Origin of the sequence: Aeromicrobium sp. CF3.5 (assembly GCF_051262695.1) — a bacterium.
GTDB lineage: Bacteria > Actinomycetota > Actinomycetes > Propionibacteriales > Nocardioidaceae > Aeromicrobium.
In genome coordinates, this window is the sequence record NZ_JBIMEZ010000001.1 from 666,269 (window position 1) to 688,563 (window position 22,295).

Sequence of the window (22,295 nt, forward strand, 5' to 3'; positions counted from 1 at the left end):
CCTCCCTCATGGGCCTCCGCCCGGGCCTCCCCCATGGCACCCCGTATGATGATCGGGTTCCCGGCCCCCATCGTCTAGCGGCCTAGGACGCCGCCCTTTCACGGCGGTAGCACGGGTTCGAATCCCGTTGGGGGTACTCCTACACTTCGCGCGTCATGTCCCGCCGAACGTTCTCTCCAGTTGCGATCCCGCGCGAGTCGGTGTGCCATGCACTCATGGCTGACACACCCCCGACCGAGGACGACCACTGGATGGTCATCGGTGGGCGCCGCTGGCGCAAGACCGACCCATGTCTTCCGACCGAGCTGGTCGAAGCGCTGACCTCTCACCTCGGTCGTGGCCGCTCGGGTGTGGGCTCGGCGAAGCGCCGCGAGGACGAGGAAGCGGTCACACGAGCGAGACGGCGCGTCGATCTCGCGAAGCACGGCCTGGGAGAACGCGGGATCCGATGGTGGGACGACGAGCAGAATGCGCGCCTGAGCCGGGCGCGCGATGCGCTGCGCGACCTCGAGCGCCTCGACGAGCACGACTGACCCGGTTTGCCGCACCGCGGCTCGGGTACACCAAGGTTTTCACCACCTCGCACTGGGAGCTCACATGATCAAGAAGGCCACCTACCTCGCCGCCGCAGCCGCAGGCTACGTGCTCGGAGCACGCGCTGGCCGCGAACGGTACGAGGAGATCAAGACGCAGGCCACCAAGGTGTGGCGCGACCCCCGCGTCCAGCAGGCCGCCGGGGACGCGCAGGACTACGCGGCCCAGCAGGCGCCGGTGGTCAAGGACAAGGCCCGCTCAGCGGCCGACTCGGCCTCCGAGAAGGCCAGCACCGCCGCCCACAGGGTCGGGGAGAAGGCCGGCACCGCGGCCGGCAAGGTCACCGGCTCCACGAACGACGCCGACGACCTCGAGGGTGTGGATCTCGTGGCGTCAGCCTCCGACGTCCCCGATCCCAAGGACGACTGATCCGCCCATCGCCTGAGTGAGACACTGGAGCCTCCTTCCCCTGAGGTTCCGGAGCCATCGTGAACGCGTCATCTGCTGGTCCGACCACGTCGACCGATTCAACGACGAAGCTCCTCGCTCTCAACCGGGTGCAACGACGTGTCGCGGCCATCGGGTTCTTCGCGGTGGCCGAGCACGGCATCATCGGCCTGATCGTGGCCGCCTCGATCATCGTCGACGAGCCCGGGCGCCGCGGCGACGCGATCGGCCTGCTGGTGATGGCCACCATCGTCTCGGCCATCACCTATGTCGTCATGCGCCTCATCCTGGGTGGCCGGCTCGTGTCGCCCTGGATCGCGATCGCAGCCATCGCACCCGTCGTCGGCTTCATCTGGGTGGTGTGACGTGGACGCGCCATGACCGCCGGCCGGTACGCCCCGTCCCCGTCCGGTGACCTGCACATCGGAAATCTGCGCACGGCCGCGCTGGCGTGGCTGTTCGCCCGCAGCACGGGCCGCCGGTTCCTGATGCGCATCGAGGATCTCGACCGCGTCAAGGTCGGCTCCGAGGAGCGACAGCTGGCCGACCTGGCCGCGATCGGCCTCGACTGGGACGGTCCGGTCGTGCGGCAGTCCCAGCGGTCCGACCTGTATGCCGACGCCCTGGCCGACCTGCGGGCGCTCGGGCTCGTCTACGAGTGCTTCTGCACGCGCCGGGAGATCCGAGAGGCGACCTCGGCGCCGCACCAGACCCCCGGGCTGTACCCCGGCACGTGCCGAGACCTCTCGGCGGTCCAGCGCTCTGAACGCCGGGGAGGCCGTCCGGCCGCGCTGCGTCTGCGCGCCGACGTCGGCGACTTCACCATCGACGACCAGCTGCACGGTGCCTTCACCGGGCCTGTCGACGACGTGGTGCTGCGCCGTGGCGACGGCATCATCGCCTACAACCTGGCCGTCGTCGTCGACGACGCCGACCTGGGCGTGGACCAGGTGGTGCGCGGTGACGACCTGCTGGGCTCCTCTCCCAGACAGGCGTATCTGGCGACCCTGCTGGACCTCGCACCGCCGGTCTACGCGCACGTGCCGCTGGTGCTGAACACCGACGGACAGAGGCTCGCCAAGCGCGACGGCGCGGTGACGCTGCGCGACCTGGCCGACACCGGGCAGGACGCGATGACTGCCATCACGTCCTCGCTCGGTCTCCCGGGCGACACCCTGGCCGAGATGCTCGCAGCCTTCGATCCTTCTGACGTGCCGCGAGCTCCATGGGTATTCACCCCGCCGACCACCTGAGCGTCTAGTTCGCGCTCACGAAGCCCTCGATCAGGTCTGACAGGACCTCGGGTTGCTCGATGGTGCTGGAGTGGCCCGCGTCCGACACGATCTCCAACCTCGCCCCGGCGATTCCAGCCACGATGGCCTCGGACTTCGCGACGGGGGTGGCGGCGTCGTCGGCACCCACGACCACGAGTGTCGGGGTGCCGATCTGCGGCAGCAGATCGACGACGGCCACACGGTCGGCCACGCCGTAGATGGCGTTCTTCATCCCGGCGCGGTCGACCTGCTTGAGCCGCGCGAGGAAGGCGTCGATGGCCGGCTTGCCCGTCGGGTCGGCGAGAAACGTGGGGCCGAACATGATCGGCAGCACCTGCGAACGCACCGGACCCATGCCCACCACCCGGTAGACCTTGGCCAGCAGCCGGTACTTCGCGACCTTGTCGGGGTCCTCCGGGCCGGCACTGGTGTCCAGCAGGGTCAGCGAGCGGAGCAGCTCGCCGTGGCGGGCACCCAGCCGCATGCCGACGAAGCCACCCATCGAGAGGCCGACGTAGTGCACCGGCCCCACCCCCAAGCCGGTGATGACAGCAACCGCATCGCGGGTCAGGGTGTCCATGTCGTAGCCGTCCGCGGCGGCCGGGGAGCGACCCTGGCCGCGCCAGTCGATCGTCACGCACCGGTACCGCGACCGCAGGCGAGCGACCTGGGCGGCGAACATCTCGCCGCTGAACAGCAGCCCGTGTCCGAACACGATCGTCGTCGCGTCGGGGACGTCGGGCGGGGGCCCGGTGTCCTCCACGTGGATGGACGCGCCGTCGACCGCGACCAGGGACATTAGATCAGGCCCTTCTCGGTCAGCCACTCCTCGGCCAGCACCGCCGGATCGGTCTTGTCATCGCCCTGGTTCTTGCCGTTGAGCTCCAGGAGGTCCTCGGTGGTCAGCTCCGCAGCGATCGCGTCGAGCACGTCCTCGACCTCGTCGGTGGCCTTCGCCTCGTTGATGAGGGGCACCACCTGCTGGGCCGCGATCATGTTCTCGGGGTCCTCGAGGGTGACCAGGTCGTTCTCGACGATCGACGGGGTCGTGGAGTAGATGTCGGCCACGTCGACGTCGCCGTCGAGCAGCGCCTTGAGCGTCGCCGGTCCGCCACCGTCGCTGATCGCGGTGAACTCGATGCCGTCGATGCCGTAGACCTCCTCCATGCCGGGGACGCCGTAGGCGCGGCTCTCGAACTCGGGGTTGGCGCCGAGCTTGACGGTGTCGAGGTCGGCCAGGTCACCGATCGTGGTCAGGTCGTTGGCCTCCGCGAAATCGCTCGTGACGTTCAGCGAGTCCTTGTCCTCGGCCGCAGCGGCGTCCAGCACCTCCAGTCCCTCGGGCAGGGCGTCGTCGAGGGCGTCCTCGACCTCCTCGGCCGACGTGGCGGTGGCCTCGGCGTCGAAGTAGGTCAGCAGGTTGCCCGTGTACTCCGGCACGAGGTCGATCTCGCCGTTCTGCAGCGCCTTGACGTAGACCTCACGGGCACCGATGTTGAGCTTCTTCTCGACCGTGACGCCCGTGGCCTCGAGGGCCTGGGCGTAGATCTCGGCGAGGATCTGGTTCTCGGGGAAGGCCGCCGATCCGACCGTGATGGTGCCGTCGCCGGACTGGCTGTCGGGGGCGCCGGTCGTCTCGGTGGGGTCTCCGCCGCAGGCGGCGAGGCCGAGCCCGAGCGTCGTGGCGGCGGCGATCGCCGCGAGCTTCTTGCCGGTACGTGTGGGGGTCATGGTTGGTCCTTTGTCAGGTGATCGGTTCAGGCGGTGGACGGTTGGGGGGCGGGGCGGCGTCCGGTGGCCAACTGCTGCAGGCCGGCGAAGATGCCATCGAGGACGAGGGCCAGCACGACGACGAGCACGGAGCCCGCTGCCATCTGGGCGTAGTCGCTGATGGCCTGGCCGTTGATGATGAACCGGCCGAGTCCACCCAGGCCGACGAACGCGGCGACGGTGGCCGTGGCCACGACCTGCAGGACGCCGGAGCGGATGCCGCCCACGATGATCGGCAGGGCGAGCGGGATCTCGACCTTGCGCAGGATCTGCATCTCGGTCATGCCCATGGCACGGGCCGCGTCGACGGTCTGGCGATCGACGGACTCGACTCCGGAGTACGCGCCGGCGAGCAGCGGCGGGACGGCCAGGATGACCAGCGAGATCAGCGGCGCGGTGAGTCCGATGCCCACCACCAGGGCGAGCGCGGTCAGCAGACCGAGCGTGGGCAGCGCGCGCAGCGCTCCGGTGAGGGCCACCGCGACGCTGCGGAAGCGTCCGGTGTGGCCGATCCACAGGCCCAGCGGGATGGCGATGACCCCGGCGATCGCGATCGTCTCGGCGGTGTAGGTGACGTGCTCGAGCATGCGGGTGGGGATGGCGCCGCTGCCGGAGTAGTTGTCGGCGGCGGTCAGGAAGTCGTAGGTGTCCGAGACGACGCTCATCGGCGCGCTCCTGACGTCGCTCTGGTGCTCATGCCGCGACCTTCCGCCCGGTGCGCCGCGGTGCCTGCTGGGCTCTCGACCACGGCATCAACAGTCGGCCCGCCAGCACCAGCAGCAGGTCCAGCAGCAGGGCGAGCACCACGATGGCGAGGATGCCGACGATGATCTCGGTCTGGAAGTCGCGGCGGAAGCCATCGGTGAACAGCGACCCGAGGTTGCTGACGCCCACGAGCGTCGCGACGCTCAACATGCTGACGGTGCTGACCGACACGACGCGCAGGCCCGCCAGGAGCACGGGCCCGGCCAGCGGGAGCTCGACGCGAAAGACCCGCTGGCCTCGCGAGAAGCCGGCCGCCGATGCCGCGTCCAGCACGGCGGGCGACACCGATCCGAACGCGTCGGCCGTGGTGCGCACCATGACTGCGGCCGCGTAGGTCGACAGCGCGATCACCACGTTGATGACACTGAGGAAACCGGTGCCGAGGAGGCCGGGCAGCAGCACGAAGATGGCCAGCGAGGGAACTGTGTAGAGCACACCGACCGCAGTCACCGCGATCCCGCGCAGGCGCGGGTGCTCGTTGGCGTACCAACCGATCGGCAGGGAGACGACGAAGCCGATGAGGATCGAGACCACACTGATCCACGCGTGCCGCCAGAACAGCTCACCGACCGTGTCGAGGTTGTCGAGGAACCAGGTCATGACTCGAGGACTCCAGCGGCCTTGCCGGTGCCGTCGATGACGACCTGGACTCCGTCACGATCTTCGACGTGCAGGGACCGGGCCCCCTTCTCGAGCCCGACGAAGCTGCGCACGAAGTCGTCGGCGGGAGCTGACATGATCTCGGCCGGGGACCCCACCTGAGCGACCTCGCCGCCGGTCTTGAGGATCACGACCTGGTCGCCGAGCAGGAAGGCCTCGTCGATGTCGTGGGTGACGAACACGATGGTCTTGTCGAGCTCGCGCTGCAGGCGCAGCAGCTCCTGCTGCAGCTCGTCGCGCACGATCGGGTCGACGGCGCCGAACGGCTCGTCCATCAGCAAGATGTTGGGGTCGGTCACCAGACCACGGGCCACCCCGACGCGCTGCTGCTGTCCGCCCGACAGCTGGGCGGGGAAGCGGTCGGCCTGGCTCTCGGTCAGCCCGACCGTCGGGAGGATGGCGAGCGATCGCTCGCGCGCCTCGCTCTTGGACAGGCCGTTGAGGCGCAGCACCGTGCCGATGTTCTCCAGCACGGTGCGGTGCGGGAGCAGACCGGCGTGCTGCATGACGTAGCCGATGCTGCGGCGCAGCTCGACCCTGTTCTTGGTGGCGATGTCGACATCGTCGATCAGCACCTGCCCGCCGGTGGGGTCGACCATGCGGTTGACCATGCGCAGCAGCGTCGTCTTGCCGCAGCCCGACGAGCCCACGAACACGGTGGTGGACCGTGACGGAAGCAGCAGGGAAAAGTCTTCGACGGCCTGGGTGCCGTCGGGAAAAGTCTTGGCGATGGAGCGGTACTCGATCATGCGGTCCTCGTGGATCGTGGAGACAGGCGTGAGGTAGGCAGTCAGTTCGGGTCGCCCCAAGGGCTTCGGACATTCTGCCCCGCCCCTACGACATCGGCAACGTGTCCGGGTGCGGCGGGCGCGTCTTCCGGGAGCCGTTTTGTCGCCGGCGGCAGGCGTGCGCTAGAGTTGCACAGCGGTTCGCCGCAGCACATCTGGCCTCGTGGCGCAGTTGGTTAGCGCGCCGCCCTGTCACGGCGGAGGTCGCGGGTTCGAGTCCCGTCGAGGTCGCCAGTGTGCACCGAGACCCACATGCCCACCGGGTATGTGGGTCTCGTCGTGTGCGGCGATGATGAGGTCATGGAGCCGACGCCACTGCAGCCTCTGTCCGAGAACTTCGAGCGTGTCCTGTGCGTCGTGGCGCACCCCGACGACCTGGAGTTCGGCGCCGCGGCAGCGGTGGCCCGATGGACCGGCCAGGGCAAGACCGTCGGCTACGTCATGGTCACCAGCGGCGAGGCCGGCATCGACGGCATCCCGCCCGAGGAGTGCCGGCCCTTGCGTGAGGCCGAGCAGATCACCTCGGCCCACCTCGTGGGGGTGGATCACGTGGAGTTCCTCGGCGAGCGCGACGGGGTCCTGGAGTACGGCGTACCGCTGCGGGCCGTCATCGCCGAGGCGGTGCGCCGCTTCCGACCCGATGTCGTCGTCACCGGCAACTTCCGCGACACCTGGGACGGCGAGAACCTGAACCAGGCCGATCACATCGCCACAGGTCGGGCCGTGCTCGATGCAGTTCGCGACGCCGGAAATCGCTGGGTCTTCCCCGAGCAGCTGAGCTCTGATCCTGAGCAGGGCCTCCAGCCATGGGGAGGCGTCGGCGCGGTGCTGGCCTTCGCCTCACCGCACTCCACTCACGGCGTCGACGTCACTGAGACCTTTGATCAGGGCGTGGCGTCACTGACCGCACACGCGGCCTACATCAAGGGGCTGGGCTGGGACGACTTCGATCCCCGCCGGTTCCTCGAAGGTGGGGCGAGGCGGACCGGTGATCGGCTCGGCTGGTCGTCGCCTGACCGCTGACGAGTCACGGAGGTTCGCTGACGAGTCACGGAGACCCGGCGAGGAGTCACTTCGACGACTCGTCACCGGTTCTCCGTGACTCGTCGATGGTCCTCCGTGACTCGTCACCGGGCCTACGTGACTCCTCAGCGGGCTCGGGGCTGGGGCACAGTGGGGCCATGGCTGAATCGACCCGCTCCGACGACCTCGCTGCTCGTGTTCGTGCCCTGATGCCCGCGCTGCTGGACGATCTCGAGCAGCTGGTGCGGATCCCGTCGGTGTGGGCGCAGCCCGAGCACCACGACGACGTGCACCACAGCGCACGCGAGGTCGAGCGGTTGCTCCGCGAAGCAGGTTTCGCGCAGACGTCGATCGTGGAAGCCGGCGGCGCTCCCGCCGTGATTGCCCACCACCCGGCACCGCCCGGCGCGCCGACCGTGCTGCTGTACGCCCACCACGACGTGCAGCCGACGGGTGACCCGAACCTGTGGACCTCTCCCCCGTTCGAGCCGACCCGCCGTGGCGACCGTCTCTACGCGCGCGGCGCAGCCGATGACAAGGCCGGCCTGGCCGCTCACCTGGCCGCATTTCGTGCCCATGACGCGAATCCGCCGGTCGGCGTCACGGTGTTCGTCGAGGGCGAAGAGGAGTCCGGGTCCCCCTCGCTGGTGTCCCTGCTGGAGGCCCATCGCGACGAGCTGGCGGCCGACGCCATCGTCATCGCCGACTCCGCCAACTGGGACATCGGCGTTCCGGCCCTCACGGTCACCCTGCGCGGGCTCGTCGACTGCGAGGTCACGGTGCGCACGCTCGACCATGCCGTGCACTCCGGCATCTGGGGCGGCGTCGTGCCCGATGCACTGACCACGTTGTGCCAGCTGCTGGCGACCTTGCACGCACCCGACGGCTCGGTCGCGGTCGCTGATCTGCATCACGGGATCGCCGCAGACCTGGAGTACCCCGAGGACCGCCTGCGCGCGGAGTCATCCGTGCTCGACGGTGTGCAGCAGATCGGCATCGGCTCTGCGGTTCAGCGACTGTGGGCCGAACCGGCCATCAGCGTCATCGGGATCGATGCGCCGGCGGTCGACACGGCGTCCAACACCCTCGCCCCCAGCGCCCGAGCCAAGATCAGCATGCGCGTCGCCCCTGGCGGCGATGCCGCGGCACACCTCGATGCGCTCGAACGTCACCTGCAGGACAACGCTCCCTTCGGCGCCCACGTCGAGGTCGAGCGGGGCGAGATCGGCGATCCGTTCGAGGTCGACGCCGTCGGCCCGGCCTACGACGCCGCCCGGACGGCCTTCCGCGAGGCGTGGAACGGCACCGACCCGGTCGACATGGGCATGGGCGGTTCGATCCCGTTCATCGCCGAGTTCGCTCGCATCTTCCCCGACGCTGCCGTGCTGGTGACCGGTGTGGAGGATCCCGACACCCGCGCCCACGGGATCGACGAGGGACTGCACCTCGCCGAGTTCGAGCGTGTCTGCATCGCCGAGGCGCTCCTGCTGCAGCGACTCGCCGAGGTGGAGTGACGCCACGAACTGTCGAAGCGATTGGTGGGGCGGACGGACCATCCGGTAAAGTCTCCCCGCGTACGGCCAGGTAGCTCAGTTGGTACGAGCGACCGCCTGAAAAGCGGTAGGTCGCCGGTTCGATCCCGGCCCTGGCCACCCCGTCACCCGTCACCGATTTCTCGGCTTCGCCGTCCCGCCTGGGAGGACGATGAGAGATTCCGAAGAATCTTTCTCCTTTCAGTGAACGCGAGTGTTCAGTCGCGCGTATCCCGTTGCGCCCGCACCCACTGAACCCGAAACGCCATGGGCGTTTCTCGGAAGGCCCCTCATGTCTCCTCGCCATCGCACCGGAACTCCCCACGGTCTCAGGACCACCCGCACCCGCTCCAAGCACCACCCCATTGCCGCTCTCGGTGTGGCCGTGGTGCTCGCCATGGCGCCCAGCGCCGCCTTCGCCGAAGACTTCCCCGGCACCACCGGTGACGACATCATCATCGGCACCGGCCAGGCCGACACGGCCAATGGCGGAATCGGCGAGGACATCATCAACGGCCGCGGCGGCGACGACGTCATCGATGGCGGGAACGACGACGACATCCTCAGCGGTGGAGGTGGCAACGACACCATCAACGGCGGTAACGGCATCGACGACATCACGGGTGGCGACGGCAACGACACCATCAACGGCGGCAATGACGGCGACCTCATCAACGGCGGCAACGGAGCCGACATCATCGACGGCGGCTCCGGCGACGATCTGGTCGACGGTGGCGCCGGCAACGACGACATCAACGGTGGTGCCGGCAACGACACCGTCAGCGGTGGCCTTGGCGACGACGAGCTCGACGGCGGCAACGGCGACGACACCCTCAACGGCGATGACGGTAACGACATCCTCAACGGCGGCAACAACAACGACACCCTCAACGGCGGCGCCGGCGCCGACACGCTCAACGGGGGCAACGGCAACGACCTGCTGTGCGGCCAGGCCGGCCTGGACACCCTCATCGGCGGCATCGGCGACGACCTGGCCTGCACCGTGGCCGACTCGTTCGAGGGCACGCAGGGCGAGGCGGGAAGCTTCGACCTGTCCGCCAACGACGAGCAGCTCTCCGACGAGGCCCGCGAGACGCTCCCCATCGTCTACGGCTTCATCGGCTCGATCCCGGCCAGCTTCATCGGCGCCATGCTCGACGCGGAGACTGGCGTCTTCAGCTACTCGGCCGCCTGCGAGGCCGGCGACTTCGAGTTCCAGTACTCGGCCACGCGCGGCGAGACGGGGCCGACCTCGATCGCTGCGTTCAACCTGATGATCAACGCCGTCGACAGCCCCGTGTGTGTCGATCCGGTCGATCCCACCGATCCGGTCGATCCTCCGGTCGACCCGACCAACCCCGTTGACCCCCCGGTCGACAACGACAACGACGTCGACCCGGTCGGCAACGAGGTCGATGACGACGACATCGCCGACAACAACCTCGTCGCTGCGCAGCCCGTTGCCGGCGGCACCAACGGCAACGCCGTGCTGCCGAACGCCGGAGCCGGCGACACGCTCGGCGCGCTCGTGCCGGCCGGCCTCGCTGCCATGGTCGTCGGCGGCGCGCTCGTGGCCGCGGGACGTCACCGCAAGTCGATGGTCTGACACACCCCGCACGACGAACGGGCACCTCCTCGCGGAGGTGCCCGTTCTGTGTGTCCGGACCGGTGCCGGTGGTCAGTCCACCGGGAGGTCGCCGGCCGCGTAACGACGGCGCAGGACCTTCTTGTCGAACTTGCCGACCGACGTCTTGGGCACCTCGTCGATGAACGCCCAGGCGTCGGGCAGCTGCCACTTCGCGAAGCTCGAGCTCAGGAACTCGCGCAGCTCCTCGCGCGTCACCGAGGCGCCGTCGCGCACCACGACCGAGGCCAGGGGTCGCTCGTCCCACTTCTCGTCCGGGATGCCCACCACGGCCGCCTCGACCACGGCATCGTGCGCCATCAGGGCGTTCTCCAGCTCGACCGAGGAGATCCACTCCCCGCCGGACTTGATGACGTCCTTGGCCCGGTCAGTCAGGGTCAGGTACCCCAGAGCGTCCAGGTGTCCGACGTCACCGGTGCGCAACCAGCCCTGGTCGAACTTCTCCACGGCTTCCGGGTCCTCCGACTCGTAGTACGACCCCGTGACCCAGGGACCGCGCACCTCGACCTCGCCGACGCTCTGCCCATCGCGCGGCATCACGGCGCCGTCGTCGGCCACGATGCGAGCCTCGACGCCGACCACGAAGCGTCCCTGACCGGCCCGGTAGGGCCACTCGTCGTCGCCCTCGACGCCCAGCGGAATTCCGGCGGCCGTGGCGACCGGTGACGTCTCGGTCATGCCCCAGGCCTGCTTGACGTGCAGTCCGTGTCGCTCCTGCAGACCCTTCTGCAACGCCAGCGGCACGGCCGAGCCGCCCGCCAGGATCTCGCGGATCGTGCCCAACGAGATGTCGGGATGGGCGTCGAGGTGACCCAGGATGTCGTTCCACACCGTGGGGACCGCGCCGGACAACGTGGGCGACTCGTCGAGGATGAATCGCACCAACGGCTCGGCCTGCAACCACCGGTCCGGCATCGTCAATGACGCGCCGCTCATCATCGCGGCGTAGGCCAGGCCCCAGGCGTTGGCGTGGAACATCGGCACGATGGGCAGCACGCGGTCGTGCGCGGTCAGCCCCGCCACGGCGCCGGTGCACACCGACTGCGAGTGCAGCCAGGTCGACCGGTGGCTGTAGACGACGCCCTTGGGATTGCCTGTGGTGCCGCTGGTGTAACACATCGCGGCGGCGTCGCGCTCGTCGATCTCAGGCCAGTCGAACGTGTCGGGCTGGTCGGCGAGCAGGTCGTCGAACAGCACGACCTCCTTGCCCGAGGCGCGCAGCTCGCTCACGTCGGTCGTCGCCGCATCGGGGCCGGCGACGATCACGTGGGTGACGGTCTCGAGCTGCGGAACGTGGGGTGCCAGCAGCGGCACGAGTGAGTCGTCGACGATGACCACCGTGTCCTCGGCGTGGTTGGCCACGTAGACCAGCTGCTCGGGGAAGAGGCGGATGTTCAGCGTGTGCAGCACCGCGCCCATCGACGGGACCGCCAGGTAGGCGATGAGGTGCTCGGTGTTGTTCCACTGGAACGTCGCGACCCGCTGATCACCGGTGAGCCCCAGGGATCGCAGACCGTTGGCCAGTCTGGCGGCCTGTCGTCCCACCTCGGCGTAGGAGGTGCGGCGCGATCCGTTCGGCGTGGCCGTCACCACCTCGGAGTCGCCGTGGACCTGCGTGCCGTGCCGCAGGATCGAACCGATGGTCAGCGGAAAGTCCTGCATGGTGCTGCGCACGAGTGCCTCCTGAAGAGTGTCCTGTCTCACATCCTAGGCTGGCGGGCATGGACCTGGACCTTCGCGACCGCACGTACATCGTCACCGGCGGCACCGGCGGTCTCGGGCTCGCCACCGCGCGCGCACTGGTGGCCGACGGCGCCCACGTCGTCGTCTCCTCGCGCAGCCAGGAGTCGGTCGACGCAGCGGTCGCCGAGCTGGGCGACCACGCGGTCGGGGTCGCGGCGGACAACGCCGATCCGGAAACGCCCGACCGCCTGATCGCCTCCGCACGCGATGCCTTCGGCTCTCTCGACGGTGCGCTGATCAGTGTCGGCGGTCCACCGGGCGGGTCGATGACCGACATCACGGACGAGCAGTGGACCACGGCCTTCCAGTCGGTGTTCCTCGGAGCCGTGCGCCTGGCACGCACGGTGGCAGGTGAGCTCGACGAGGGCGGCTCGATCGCCTTCGTGCTGTCCACCTCGGTCAAGGCACCCGTCGGTGGGCTGGCGATCTCCAACGGCCTGCGGCCCGGGCTCGCCATGGCGGCCAAGACCATGGCCGACGAGCTCGGCCCACGGGGCATTCGCGTCAACGGGCTCCTGCCGGGCCGGATCGACACCGCACGGGTCGGGTACCTCGACTCGTTGGCCAACGACCCGGCCGCGGCCCGAGCCGCGCACGAGGCCACGGTCCCGCTGCGCCGCTACGGCCAGCCCGACGAGTTCGGCCGCGTGGCAGCGTTCGTGCTCTCCCCTGCCGCAGGGTTCGTCAGCGGCACCATGATCGCTGTCGACGGTGGTCTGGGCCGCGCCCTCTGACGCCCTTCCCCGTGAGACGAACGTTGCGATTGGGTGACGTGTCCACATGCGACGCCGATCCACTCTAGGGTTCATGGTGCCCCAGAAGCGGCCGTCCTGATCACGATCCGGCACGCGCGGGCGCCCGACATTGCAATCAACCAAAGGAAAATGTAGATGCGCAAGAGTGTGAAGATCGCGGCCATGTCCGCGGGTCTGGCCATGACTCTGGGCCTCGCGGCCTGCGGCGGAGACAGCGGAGGCGGCGACGCCGCATCCGATCGCCTCGACGGTGTGTCCGTGTCCGTTGGCTCCAAGGACTTCACCGAGAACATCCTGCTCGGTGAGATGTACGCCCAGGCGCTGGAGAACGAGGGCGCCGACGTCGACAAGCAGATCAACCTCGGCGGCACCTCGGTCAACCGCGACGCGCTGACCAGCGGCGACATCGACGTGTACCCCGACTACAACGGCACCGGCTGGACTGTCTTCCTCGGCAACGAGGATCCCAGCTCCGACCCGACCGAGCTGTACGAAGTGACCGCCGAGGCCGACCTCGCGGAGAACAACATCAAGTGGATCGGCACCTCGGAGTTCAACAACACCTACGGCTTCGCTGCCAACGGCGACCTGGCCGAGGCCGAGGGCGGATTCGACTTCGACTCCATGGCTGCCTACCTCGAGGCCAACCCCGACGCCACGGTCTGCATGGAGACCGAGTTCCCCGACCGTCCCGACGGTCTGGTGCTGTGGGAAGAGTCCACCGGTTACGAGCTGCCGCGCAGCCAGTCGCAGATCCTCGACACCGGCCTGATCTACACCGAGACGGCGGACAACAACTGTGACTTCGGCGAGGTCTTCACGACCGACGGTCGCATCACCGCACTGAACCTCGAGCTCGTCGAGGATCCGGGCGCGATGATCATCTACAACGCCTCGTTCACCATGGACAACGAGCTCTACGACGCCAACGCTGACGTCTACGACGAGCTCGGCACGGCCATCTTCGATGGTCTGGACAACGACAAGATGGCTGAGCTCAACGCCATGGTCGACGTCGACGGCATGCCGGCCGAGCGGGTCGCGCAGACCTACCTCGAGGACATCGGAGTCCTCTGATCAGCAGCTGATCGACCCGCCCTCGGGCGACGTCAGGCCACGCCGCCGAATCCCTTCCGGGGTTCGGCGGCGTTGTCGTGTGAGCGGCCTCCTGCGAGATCGCCGACGAGTCACGCAGGCCCGGCCACGAGTCACGCAGACCCGCCGACGAGTCACGGCAGGAGGCACTGAGTGACTCGTGGGTGAGTCTCCGTGACTCGTCAGCGGTCAGGGCGGCGCGCGCGACGACGCCGCCAGCCCCACGTGGGGACTGGCGGCGTCGTGGTCTCAGCCGTGCGTCAGAGGCCGCGCGGCTTCAGCGTGCGCTCGGCGACCGCACCGACCCAGTCGAAGGTCAGGGCGACGATGGCCACCAGGACCGCCCCGACGATCAGCACGGGGTTCTGGTTCAGCTTCAGGCCGGAGCTGATCGTGATGCCGAGAGCGCCACCGCCGATCAGGAACGCCAGCGTGGTCATGCCGATGTTGATGATCATGGCGATGCGGACACCGGCCACGATGATCGGCACGGCCAGGGGCAGCTCGATCCGCGCCAGCACCCCCATGCGCGTCATGCCCATGCCACGGCCCGCTTCGATGACGTTGCTGTCGACGGCCTCAAGGCCGACCATCGTGTTGCGCAGCACGGGCAGCAGGGCGTACAGCGTCAGCGCGTAGACCACGGTCAGCTGCCCTTGGCCAGCGATCACGAGTCCGAGCACCAGCAGGCCGTAGGCGGGCAGCGCCTGACCCGCGTTCGCGATCGTCAGGACCGGCGGACCGATCCGGCGCAGTGCCGGACGGGTCAGCAGGATGCCGAGTGGCACCGCGATCAAGATCACCAGCGCCGTCGAGGCCGCAGCGATCTCGATGTGCTCGATCATCTGCGGGCGCAGCTTGGTCGACCAGTCGAGCGCCGAGGACTGCTGACGCGGGGCGTTCGCGAGGTCGAGGCTGTGGTGGTACCAGGCCAGCAGCCCCGCGAGGCCAGCGATCAGGAACGGAGCGACGACCAGTCCCACACGTTCGAGCACTCCGGCGGCACCGGGCGGTCCCTTCTTGACGGCCGTGGGCTCGTCGATGCCTTCGGACCGCGGATCGGCGTCGGTGGCGCCGTCGGCCGTAGAGGAGTCAAGGGTGGACTGACTCATGCGTTGGCCTCCAGCTCCTCGTAGTGCAGCTGCGCCTCACGCTGGGCGCGACGGATGGCCTGGTTGAGGTGCGTGGTGTCCACCACTCCCGCGTAGGCGCCCTGCGCATCGACCACGACCGTCTGACCGGCCGCGGACTGCACCATCAGCTCCAGCGCGTGGAACAGCGTGTCGTCGGTGCGCAGCGTCTCCCCGACCGGCTCGCCGATCTCACCGTCACGCGGGATGGGTCCGGACAGGTCCTCGCGCCGGATCCAGCGCAGTGGGCGACGCTGCTCGTCGGTCAGGACCAACCACTCCTGATAGGCCTGGTCGAGCCGAGCAATACCGACGTCTGCGGGCTCGTTGCTCGTGATCGACGGGTACTCGACCTGCTTCAGCGACCCGACCTGCAAGAAGTTCAGACCCTTGATGGTCGAACCGGCGCCGATGAAGTCATCCACGAACTCATCGACCGGGTAGGCGAGGATGCGCTCGGGGGTGTCGATCTGGCGGATGGTGCTGCGGTCGCCGAGGATCGCGATGCGGTCGCCCATCTTGATCGCCTCATCGATGTCGTGGGTGACGAACACGATGGTCTTGTGCAGCTCGGCCTGCAGACGCAGGAACTCGTTCTGCAGGCGGTCGCGGGTGATGGGGTCGATCGCACCGAACGGCTCATCCATCAACATGATGTCCGGATCGGCACCCAGGGCGCGGGCCACGCCCACACGCTGCGCCTGGCCGCCGGACAGCTCCTTGGGGAAGCGGTCGCGGTAGACGTCGGGGTCGAGGCCGACCGTGGACAGAAGGTTCTCCACCTGTTCGGTGATGCGTGCCTTGTCCCAGCCGAGCATCTTGGGCACCGTCGCGATGTTCTGCGAGATGGTCTGGTGCGGGAACAGACCGATCTGCTGGATGACGTAACCGATGCGTCGTCGCAGCTTGTCGGGGTTCGCGTCGGTGACGTCCTCACCGTCGAGCAGGATCTTGCCGGTGCTCGGCTCGATCATGCGGTTGATGAGGCGCAGCGTCGTGCTCTTGCCGCAGCCCGAGGGACCCACGAGGACGAGGATCTCGCCCTCCTGCACCTCAAGGGTCAGTTCTTCGACTGCAGGCGTCTTGGTTCCCGGGTAGGTCTTGCCCACTCGGTCCAGACGAATCTTCGGCTCTTTGCTCGTGGTCGCCGTCGGCTCTGTGCTCATGAGTTCCTCTCGATGCGGCCGCGTTCAGGCCGCAGGGGTTTCAGGCCTTGAGGCCGCGGGGGGTGGTCAGACGTTGGATGAGGGCGAAGATGACGTCGAGGACGAGTCCGAGCAGGACCGTGAACACGACACCGACCCACACCGAGTTCGCCGCGTTCGGCAGGCCGAGGCGCGTCAGACCGGCCTGGATGTAGGTACCGAGACCGTCACCACCCACCAGGACCGCGATCGCGGCGATCGACACGACCAACAGGGTCGAGATGCGAATGCCGGTCATGATCACCGGCCACGCCAAGGGCAGCTTCACCCGGAACAGCTGCTGGACCGAGCTCATGCCCATGCCCTTGGCCGACTCCACCACTGCGGGGGGGACCGCATCGAGACCGGTCACCGTGTTGCGCAGGATCGGCAGGATCGCGTACAGGAACAGCGCCACCATCGCGGGGCGGTTGCCGATGCCGAAGATCGGGATGAACAGGGCGAACATGGCCAGCGACGGGATGGTCAGCATGATGCCCGAGATCGTCAGGGCCAGAACCCGTGCGACCGGACGTTGCTGGATGAGCACGCCCAGCAGGACCGAAAAGACGGTCGCGAAGGCGATCACCGTCAAGGAGATCCGGGCGTGCGCCAGAATCGCTTCCAGGATGAATTCGAAGTTGTCGTTGACGTACGTGAACCAGTTTCCGAGCGCTTCCACAGCTGCCTTCCCGATGGCGATGGACCAGCCCACCATACGCACCTGAGGGCTCGCGCACCGTGGGAAATGCTTCTTCGTCACTGCATCGTCACCTCAACGGGGCAGGAACACTCACCTTCTGGGAAGAGACTGGGTCTCCTGAGTGGAGCTGAGATCCTCGACGCCCGGCGTCCAGCCCGGTGGTCCCCAGACGTAGCCGAGTCTGTCGCGCCACGTCCGGGCGTGCCGCACGTCGCGAACCATCTGCACGTAGTCGCCGTACTGCAGGCGCAACAGGTTGTAGGTGTCGACCTGGTGGGTCAACCCGTAGGTGGGGCGATGCTCCTCGCGGGTGAAGGTCCCGAACATCCGATCCCAGATGATCAGGATCCCGCCGTAGTTCTTGTCCAGGTACTCCGGATCGCTGCCGTGGTGCACCCGGTGGTGCGACGGCGTGTTGAAGATGTACTCGATCGGTCGCCACATGCGGTCGACCAGCTCGGTGTGCACGTAGAACTGGTAGATCAGGTTGACCCCGAAGGCCACGTAGATCGTCCAGGGCGCGAAGCCGAGCAGGGGCAGCGGCAGCCAGAAGAAGAACTCGAACCACGGGTTCCACTTCTGTCGCAGCGCAGTGCCGAAGTTCATGAACTCACTCGAGTGATGTGCCTGGTGGCCCGCCCACCCGACCCGCACCCGGTGGCAGAACCGGTGGTGGCCGTAGTACGCGAGATCGAGGCCGAGCACCACCAGCACCCAGTACCACCAGGTGTCCGTGGGCAGCTGGAACGGCGCCACGTAGGTGTAGATCGCGATGAACGCGAAGAACGTGAGCACCTTGAAGGCGGTCAGGAACACCAGCGACCCCACACCCATCGAGATCGAGGCTCGCGCGTCCTTGAGGGCGTAGCCGGTCACCGAGTCGTCGTGGTCCAGCCAGCGCAGGGCGCCCATCTCGAACAGGATCGTGAGCACGAAGAACGGAGCCGCCCAGGTGACCGGGTTCTTCAGCGGATCGAGCACGTCGTCCATGACCACTCCTTATATGACTCTGGAGTAAGTTACCACGAAGTCAGGCGCTCGGGTAGGGTGTCGGCATGGTTCGCTCCACAGCCGGCACCAAGGGTGTTCCGCGCGTCGACCGCGAGAGCCAGATCCTCGACGTCGCGGCCCGGGCCTTCGGCACCCACGGTTACGCCGCCACGTCGATCGCCGACATCGCCGACCAGGCGGGAATCTCCAAGCCCTTGGTCTACAACTACTTCGGGTCCAAGGAGGGTCTGTTCCTGGCCTGCATCCAGCAGGCCGGGACGTTGTTGGCCGAGGAGATCGAGCGGGTGGCCCGCCACGACGTCATGGGCCTCCAACGAGGCGTCAACACCTTGGCAGCGATGTTCGAGCTGCTCGAGGACCGCCGGCACCTCTGGCGCATCGTGGTCGACCCCACGGCTCCGACCACCGGCCCCATCGCCGACGCCACCGGGGCGTTCACCGCGCGCACCCACCGGCTGGCCCGTGAGGGTGTCGCCGAGATGCTGGCGGCGGCCGGCGTGACCGACGAGCTCGACGTCGACGCCATGACACGGGTGTGGCTGGGCATCGTCGACTCCCTGATGGCCTGGTGGATCGAGCACCCCCACGAGTCGGCCGACCAGATGTTGCTTCGCTGCGAGCGACTCATCGCAAGCCTGTTCGCAGAGGCGGGGTCATGACCCTGGCCGGCCGCACCGTCGTGATCACTGGCGCCTCCAGTGGCATCGGCGCCCAAGCGGCACGCCAGCTGGCCGACCGCGGCGCCACGGTGTGTCTCGTGGCCCGTCGCGCCGCCGAGCTCGAGCTGGTGGGCGGCGACATTCGAGCCGCCGGCGGCGTGGCGCACCTCTACCCGACCGACCTGACCGATTCCGACTCCTGCGACGCGCTCTCTCGCCAGCTGCTGGCCGATCACCCGGTCATCGACGTCCTCGTCAACAACGCCGCCCGCTCGATCCGCAGACCCATCAACGAGTCCACCGATCGCGCCCACGACCACGAGCGCACCATGGCCATCAACTACCTCGCTGCGGTGCGCCTGACGCTCGCCCTCGTGCCCCGATTCGTCGAGCAGGGCCACGGCCACGTGGTGGTCTCCTCGACCCTGTCCACCCAGATCCCCATCCCGCTGTTCTCGGCCTATCTGGCCAGCAAGTCAGCACTCGAGTCGTTCGCGCGTTCGCTGGCCGCCGAGCTGGGCGGCAGCTCTGGATCGGGCGGAGGCGTGACGTCGACCATCGTGTACTTCCCGATGGTGCGGACCGAGATGTCCGGCGCCACCTCGATCTACTCAGCCATGCCGATGATGTCGCCGGCCGATGCAGCCGGGTGGCTGGTGCGGGCCGTCGAGAAGCGGCCGGCCCGCATCTCGCGCCGCAGCGGCGTCCTCGGCGAGATCGCGATGGCCACGGTGCCCGGACTCACCGTTGGACTGACCCGGCCGCTGTTCCGCCGCATGGACGCCTCGTTGAAGCGCGCGTCATCGCGACACTGACCAGCGGAGATGTCGAACGGCCTCCAGGACCAGGCCGAGCTCTCGCACGGCGTACCATCGGCCGTGAGCCACATCACCCCGTGGCAACCGATGATGCGGCCCACCAACGCCGCGTCGACACCGATCAAAGAGAGCACCACCGTGAACACTCCAAGCAACCCGTCCGCGTTCGGCACCCACCACGAGCAGGTCGTCTTCTGCCACGACGAGGCCTCGGGCCTCAAGGCGATCATCGCGATCTACTCCACGGCCCTCGGCCCGGCGCTCGGCGGCACCCGATTCCACCCCTATGCGTCGGAGGCCGAGGCCCTCACCGATGTCCTCAATCTCTCGCAGGGCATGGCCTACAAGAACGCGCTGGCCGGCCTGGACCTCGGTGGCGGCAAGGCCGTCATCATCGGTGACCCTCTGGCGATCAAGACCGAGGCGCTGCTGCGCGCCTACGGCCGGTTCGTGCAGACCCTCAACGGTCGCTACTTCACCGCGTGCGACGTCGGCACCTTCAGCCCCGACATGGACCTCATCGCCCGCGAGTGCGACTACGTCACGGGACGCACCGTCGAGCACGGCGGCGCCGGAGACTCCTCGGTGCTCACTGCCTTCGGCGTCTACCAGGGCATGCGGGCGTCTGCCCAGCACGTGTGGGGTGACGCCTCGCTCGGCGGACGCACCGTCGGCGTCGCGGGCGTCGGCAAGGTCGGCAAGCACCTGGTCCGCCACCTGCTCGACGAGGGTGCGCACGTCGTCATCACCGATCCCTGGGCTCCGGCGCTCGAGGCGATGACCGCCGAGCACCCCGAGCTGCGGGTCGTCGACAGCGTCGACGCCCTGGTCCGAGAGCCTCTCGACATCTACGCGCCCTGTGCCCTGGGTGGCGCGCTCGACGATCAGGTCGTCGAGCTGCTGCAGGCCAAGATCGTGTGCGGCGCGGCCAACAACCAGCTGGCCCACGACGGTGTCGAGAAGCGACTCGTCGAGCGAGGCATCGTGTACGCGCCCGACTACTGCGTCAACTCTGGCGGCGTCATGCAGGTGGCCGACGAGCTGGACCCGTCCGGATTCGACTTCGACCGCGCCAAGGCGCAAGCCACCAAGATCTACGACACCACGCTCGAGGTGCTCACCCACGCCGCCGAGCAGGGCGTGTCACCGTCGCATGCAGCGGACCGGGTCGCCGAGCAGCGCATGCGTGACGTCGGGCGTCTGCGCTCGATCTACCTGGGCTGACCGCTCCCGCGAGTGGCGCAGATGGGCATCCGAAACCACCCGATCTGCGTCACTCGCGGGACGGGCTCAGCCCAGTCATGCGTCGTGACCAGCTCAACTGGCAGCTGGGTCTTCTCGATCGACGTCTCGATACTGCTCCGGAATCGGATCGCCCGACTCCCCATGGAGCTCGCGCTGCAGCGTGTTGAAGTCGGTATCAGGTGTCCGATACTTCAAATCGCGCGCGACTTTGGTCTGTTTGGCTTTCGCACGGCCGCGACCCATAAGGTTCGACCCCCTCGCAGAAAAATAGTCTCGATGTCGTGTCGTCAGCCTACCTGCCGTCCCCGAAAAGGCGCGCACCGACCCCACCGCGACGCGTGTCGCTCACGCGTTCGAGGGAGGAGGCGGCCCGAGGACGGGTCCGAAGTGCCTCGCGAGCCTCAGGCGGGGTGATCGCCGACCATCGTGACGGTGCCGCCGGGACCGTGCTGGTCAGCAGCGCCGACCTCACCGGCGATCCAGGCATCCACCTTGTGCTCGGACAGCAGCGCGAGGGCTGCCTCGGCGGCGTCCGGCGCGACCAGCGCGATCATGCCGACCCCCATGTTGAGAGCCTGCTCGAGCGCCGGCCGCTCGATCGAGCCAAGGTCACCGACCAGCCCGAAGATCGGCTGGGGTGACCAGGTGGAGCGATCGACCCGGACCGACACCGTCTCGGGTATGACCCGAGCCAGGTTGGCAGCGAGCCCGCCGCCGGTGATGTGGGACATCGCATGCACGGCGACCTGGTCTGCGAGGGCGAGACACGGCTTGGTGTACAGGCGCGTGGGGATCAGCAGCTGCTCGCCGAGGGTCGAGCCGAACTCGGGCACGTGCCGGTCCAGGTCCCAGGCAGCACCGTCGCGATTCTGGCCACCGAAGAACACGTGCCGCACCAGCGAGTAGCCGTTGGAGTGCAGGCCACTGGCCGCCATGGCGACGACGACATCGCCGGGCTGCACGAGCTCGGGCCCGAGCAGACGGTCCGCCTCGACGACGCCGGTGGTCGATCCAGCCATGTCGTACTCGTCGATGCCGAGGAGCCCGGGGTGCTCGGCGGTCTCGCCACCGAGCAGGGCCGTGCCGGTCTCGGCGCAGGCTTGCGCGATCCCCTTGACGATGGCGGCGATGCGCTCGGGCACCACCTTGCCGCACGCGATGTAGTCGGTCATGAACAGCGGTTCGGCGCCGCACACCACCAGGTCGTCGACAAGCATGCCCACCAGGTCGAATCCGATGGTGTCGTGCACGTCCATGCGTTGCGCGATCTGGACCTTGGTCCCGACGCCGTCGGCCGACGTGGCCAGCAGCGGTCGGGCGTAGTTCTTCAGAGCCGAGGCGTCGAACAGGCCAGCGAAGCCGCCGATGCCCCCCACGACCTCGGGGCGCCGCGCCTTGTCCACCCATTCCTTCATGAGCTCGACTGCCCGGTCACCCTCCTCGACCGACACACCGGCCGCGGCGTAGTCGGTAGACCCGCTCATGCGGACACGTCCTGTGAAAACCCACCATAG

General features: G+C 68.3%; 24 protein-coding genes and 3 tRNA genes. 15 read left to right on the plus strand and 12 right to left on the minus strand.

The genetic code is table 11. From position 1 onward, the window contains the following. Positions 1–63: 63 nt before the first annotated feature. The 5 genes from ACHAA3_RS03400 (at position 64) to gluQRS (ending at position 2,234) form a co-directional block, all read left to right on the plus strand. A tRNA-Glu gene (locus tag ACHAA3_RS03400) sits at positions 64–136 on the plus strand. A 79-nt stretch (positions 137–215) separates the two neighbouring features. Then, positions 216–533 (plus strand): hypothetical protein, encoded by a 318-nt coding sequence (locus tag ACHAA3_RS03405; protein WP_435707534.1) that lies wholly within the window; start codon positions 216–218, stop codon positions 531–533. A 64-nt stretch (positions 534–597) separates the two neighbouring features. Further along, positions 598–963, plus strand: coding sequence for a hypothetical protein (locus tag ACHAA3_RS03410; protein ID WP_435707535.1), 366 nt, complete (start codon positions 598–600; stop codon positions 961–963). 59 nt (positions 964–1,022) lie between these two features. Then, a complete protein-coding gene (locus ACHAA3_RS03415) occupies positions 1,023–1,346 on the plus strand; it encodes a hypothetical protein (RefSeq protein ID WP_435707536.1) in 324 nt (107 codons plus the stop codon). A 12-nt stretch (positions 1,347–1,358) separates the two neighbouring features. Next, the gene (gene gluQRS, locus ACHAA3_RS03420) at positions 1,359–2,234 is read left to right on the plus strand and encodes a tRNA glutamyl-Q(34) synthetase GluQRS (RefSeq protein ID WP_435707537.1); all 876 of its coding nucleotides are present in this window, start codon (positions 1,359–1,361) and stop codon (positions 2,232–2,234) included. Positions 2,235–2,238: 4 nt separating this feature from the next. On the opposite strand, the gene ACHAA3_RS03425 is transcribed toward gluQRS, so the two are convergent. From ACHAA3_RS03425 to ACHAA3_RS03445, 5 genes are read right to left on the minus strand one after another with little or no spacing between them, the layout of a single operon-like run. Then, positions 2,239–3,054 carry an alpha/beta fold hydrolase gene (locus ACHAA3_RS03425; RefSeq protein ID WP_435707538.1) on the minus strand — a complete coding sequence of 272 codons (816 nt, stop codon included), beginning with the start codon at positions 3,052–3,054 and terminating at the stop codon, positions 2,239–2,241. Further along, positions 3,054–3,986 (minus strand): ABC transporter substrate-binding protein, encoded by a 933-nt coding sequence (locus tag ACHAA3_RS03430; protein WP_435707539.1) that lies wholly within the window; start codon positions 3,984–3,986, stop codon positions 3,054–3,056. Before ACHAA3_RS03430 ends, ACHAA3_RS03425 begins: the two co-directional genes overlap by 1 nt. Positions 3,987–4,012: 26 nt before the next feature. Then, the gene (locus tag ACHAA3_RS03435; RefSeq protein WP_435707540.1) at positions 4,013–4,690 is read right to left on the minus strand and encodes an ABC transporter permease; all 678 of its coding nucleotides are present in this window, start codon (positions 4,688–4,690) and stop codon (positions 4,013–4,015) included. Between the two features lie 28 nt (positions 4,691–4,718). Beyond that, positions 4,719–5,390, minus strand: a complete 672-nt coding sequence (locus tag ACHAA3_RS03440; protein WP_435707541.1) for an ABC transporter permease — start codon at positions 5,388–5,390, stop codon at positions 4,719–4,721. Next, on the minus strand, positions 5,387–6,199 hold the full coding sequence (locus tag ACHAA3_RS03445; protein WP_435707542.1) for an ABC transporter ATP-binding protein: 813 nt from the start codon (positions 6,197–6,199) through the stop codon (positions 5,387–5,389). The genes ACHAA3_RS03440 and ACHAA3_RS03445 overlap by 4 nt, the downstream gene beginning before the upstream one ends. Positions 6,200–6,395: 196 nt before the next feature. Between ACHAA3_RS03445 and ACHAA3_RS03450 the strand changes: the two genes are divergently transcribed. The 5 genes from ACHAA3_RS03450 (at position 6,396) to ACHAA3_RS03470 (ending at position 10,399) form a co-directional block, all read left to right on the plus strand. Further along, positions 6,396–6,472: transfer RNA gene (locus ACHAA3_RS03450), tRNA-Asp, on the plus strand. Between the two features lie 66 nt (positions 6,473–6,538). Next, positions 6,539–7,261: a PIG-L deacetylase family protein gene (locus tag ACHAA3_RS03455; RefSeq protein WP_435707543.1), complete on the plus strand. Its 723-nt coding sequence runs from the start codon at positions 6,539–6,541 to the stop codon at positions 7,259–7,261. 158 nt (positions 7,262–7,419) lie between these two features. Then, on the plus strand, positions 7,420–8,775 hold the full coding sequence (locus ACHAA3_RS03460) for a dipeptidase (RefSeq protein ID WP_435707544.1): 1,356 nt from the start codon (positions 7,420–7,422) through the stop codon (positions 8,773–8,775). A 64-nt stretch (positions 8,776–8,839) separates the two neighbouring features. Beyond that, positions 8,840–8,913 (plus strand) — tRNA-Phe (locus ACHAA3_RS03465). 172 nt (positions 8,914–9,085) lie between these two features. Further along, on the plus strand, positions 9,086–10,399 hold the full coding sequence (locus ACHAA3_RS03470; RefSeq protein WP_435707545.1) for a calcium-binding protein: 1,314 nt from the start codon (positions 9,086–9,088) through the stop codon (positions 10,397–10,399). A 72-nt stretch (positions 10,400–10,471) separates the two neighbouring features. Here ACHAA3_RS03470 and ACHAA3_RS03475 read toward each other — a convergent pair whose 3' ends face one another. Further along, positions 10,472–12,112, minus strand: coding sequence for a fatty acid--CoA ligase (locus tag ACHAA3_RS03475; protein ID WP_435707546.1), 1,641 nt, complete (start codon positions 12,110–12,112; stop codon positions 10,472–10,474). Between the two features lie 47 nt (positions 12,113–12,159). Here ACHAA3_RS03475 and ACHAA3_RS03480 point away from each other — a divergent pair, with 47 nt between their 5' ends. After that, on the plus strand, positions 12,160–12,915 hold the full coding sequence (locus tag ACHAA3_RS03480; protein ID WP_435707547.1) for an SDR family oxidoreductase: 756 nt from the start codon (positions 12,160–12,162) through the stop codon (positions 12,913–12,915). A 156-nt stretch (positions 12,916–13,071) separates the two neighbouring features. Beyond that, complete coding sequence (locus ACHAA3_RS03485) at positions 13,072–14,013, plus strand: glycine betaine ABC transporter substrate-binding protein (RefSeq protein ID WP_435707548.1); 942 nt, start codon at positions 13,072–13,074, stop codon at positions 14,011–14,013. A 278-nt stretch (positions 14,014–14,291) separates the two neighbouring features. On the opposite strand, the gene ACHAA3_RS03490 is transcribed toward ACHAA3_RS03485, so the two are convergent. The 4 genes from ACHAA3_RS03490 to ACHAA3_RS03505 form a co-directional block, all read right to left on the minus strand. Then, positions 14,292–15,143: an ABC transporter permease gene (locus ACHAA3_RS03490; RefSeq protein ID WP_435707549.1), complete on the minus strand. Its 852-nt coding sequence runs from the start codon at positions 15,141–15,143 to the stop codon at positions 14,292–14,294. Then, positions 15,140–16,327 (minus strand): ABC transporter ATP-binding protein, encoded by a 1,188-nt coding sequence (locus ACHAA3_RS03495; RefSeq protein WP_435707550.1) that lies wholly within the window; start codon positions 16,325–16,327, stop codon positions 15,140–15,142. The genes ACHAA3_RS03490 and ACHAA3_RS03495 overlap by 4 nt, the downstream gene beginning before the upstream one ends. Positions 16,328–16,367: 40 nt before the next feature. Further along, a complete protein-coding gene (locus tag ACHAA3_RS03500; protein WP_435707551.1) occupies positions 16,368–17,060 on the minus strand; it encodes an ABC transporter permease in 693 nt (230 codons plus the stop codon). Between the two features lie 78 nt (positions 17,061–17,138). After that, positions 17,139–18,038 carry a sterol desaturase family protein gene (locus ACHAA3_RS03505; RefSeq protein ID WP_435707552.1) on the minus strand — a complete coding sequence of 300 codons (900 nt, stop codon included), beginning with the start codon at positions 18,036–18,038 and terminating at the stop codon, positions 17,139–17,141. Between the two features lie 65 nt (positions 18,039–18,103). On the opposite strand from ACHAA3_RS03505, the gene ACHAA3_RS03510 reads away from it, so the two are divergent. From ACHAA3_RS03510 to ACHAA3_RS03520, 3 genes are all read left to right on the plus strand, one after another. Then, positions 18,104–18,718, plus strand: coding sequence for a TetR/AcrR family transcriptional regulator (locus ACHAA3_RS03510; protein WP_435707553.1), 615 nt, complete (start codon positions 18,104–18,106; stop codon positions 18,716–18,718). Beyond that, positions 18,715–19,533 carry an SDR family NAD(P)-dependent oxidoreductase gene (locus ACHAA3_RS03515; protein WP_435707554.1) on the plus strand — a complete coding sequence of 273 codons (819 nt, stop codon included), beginning with the start codon at positions 18,715–18,717 and terminating at the stop codon, positions 19,531–19,533. Before ACHAA3_RS03510 ends, ACHAA3_RS03515 begins: the two co-directional genes overlap by 4 nt. 63 nt (positions 19,534–19,596) lie before the next feature. After that, a complete protein-coding gene (locus tag ACHAA3_RS03520) occupies positions 19,597–20,760 on the plus strand; it encodes a Glu/Leu/Phe/Val dehydrogenase dimerization domain-containing protein (protein ID WP_435707555.1) in 1,164 nt (387 codons plus the stop codon). A gap of 93 nt (positions 20,761–20,853) precedes the next feature. Here the strand turns inward: ACHAA3_RS03520 and ACHAA3_RS03525 are convergent, their stop codons facing one another. Next, on the minus strand, positions 20,854–21,024 hold the full coding sequence (locus tag ACHAA3_RS03525; protein WP_435707556.1) for a DUF3073 domain-containing protein: 171 nt from the start codon (positions 21,022–21,024) through the stop codon (positions 20,854–20,856). A gap of 158 nt (positions 21,025–21,182) precedes the next feature. Next, the gene (gene purM, locus ACHAA3_RS03530) at positions 21,183–22,265 is read right to left on the minus strand and encodes a phosphoribosylformylglycinamidine cyclo-ligase (protein ID WP_435707557.1); all 1,083 of its coding nucleotides are present in this window, start codon (positions 22,263–22,265) and stop codon (positions 21,183–21,185) included. Between the last annotated feature and the right edge of the window lie 30 nt (positions 22,266–22,295).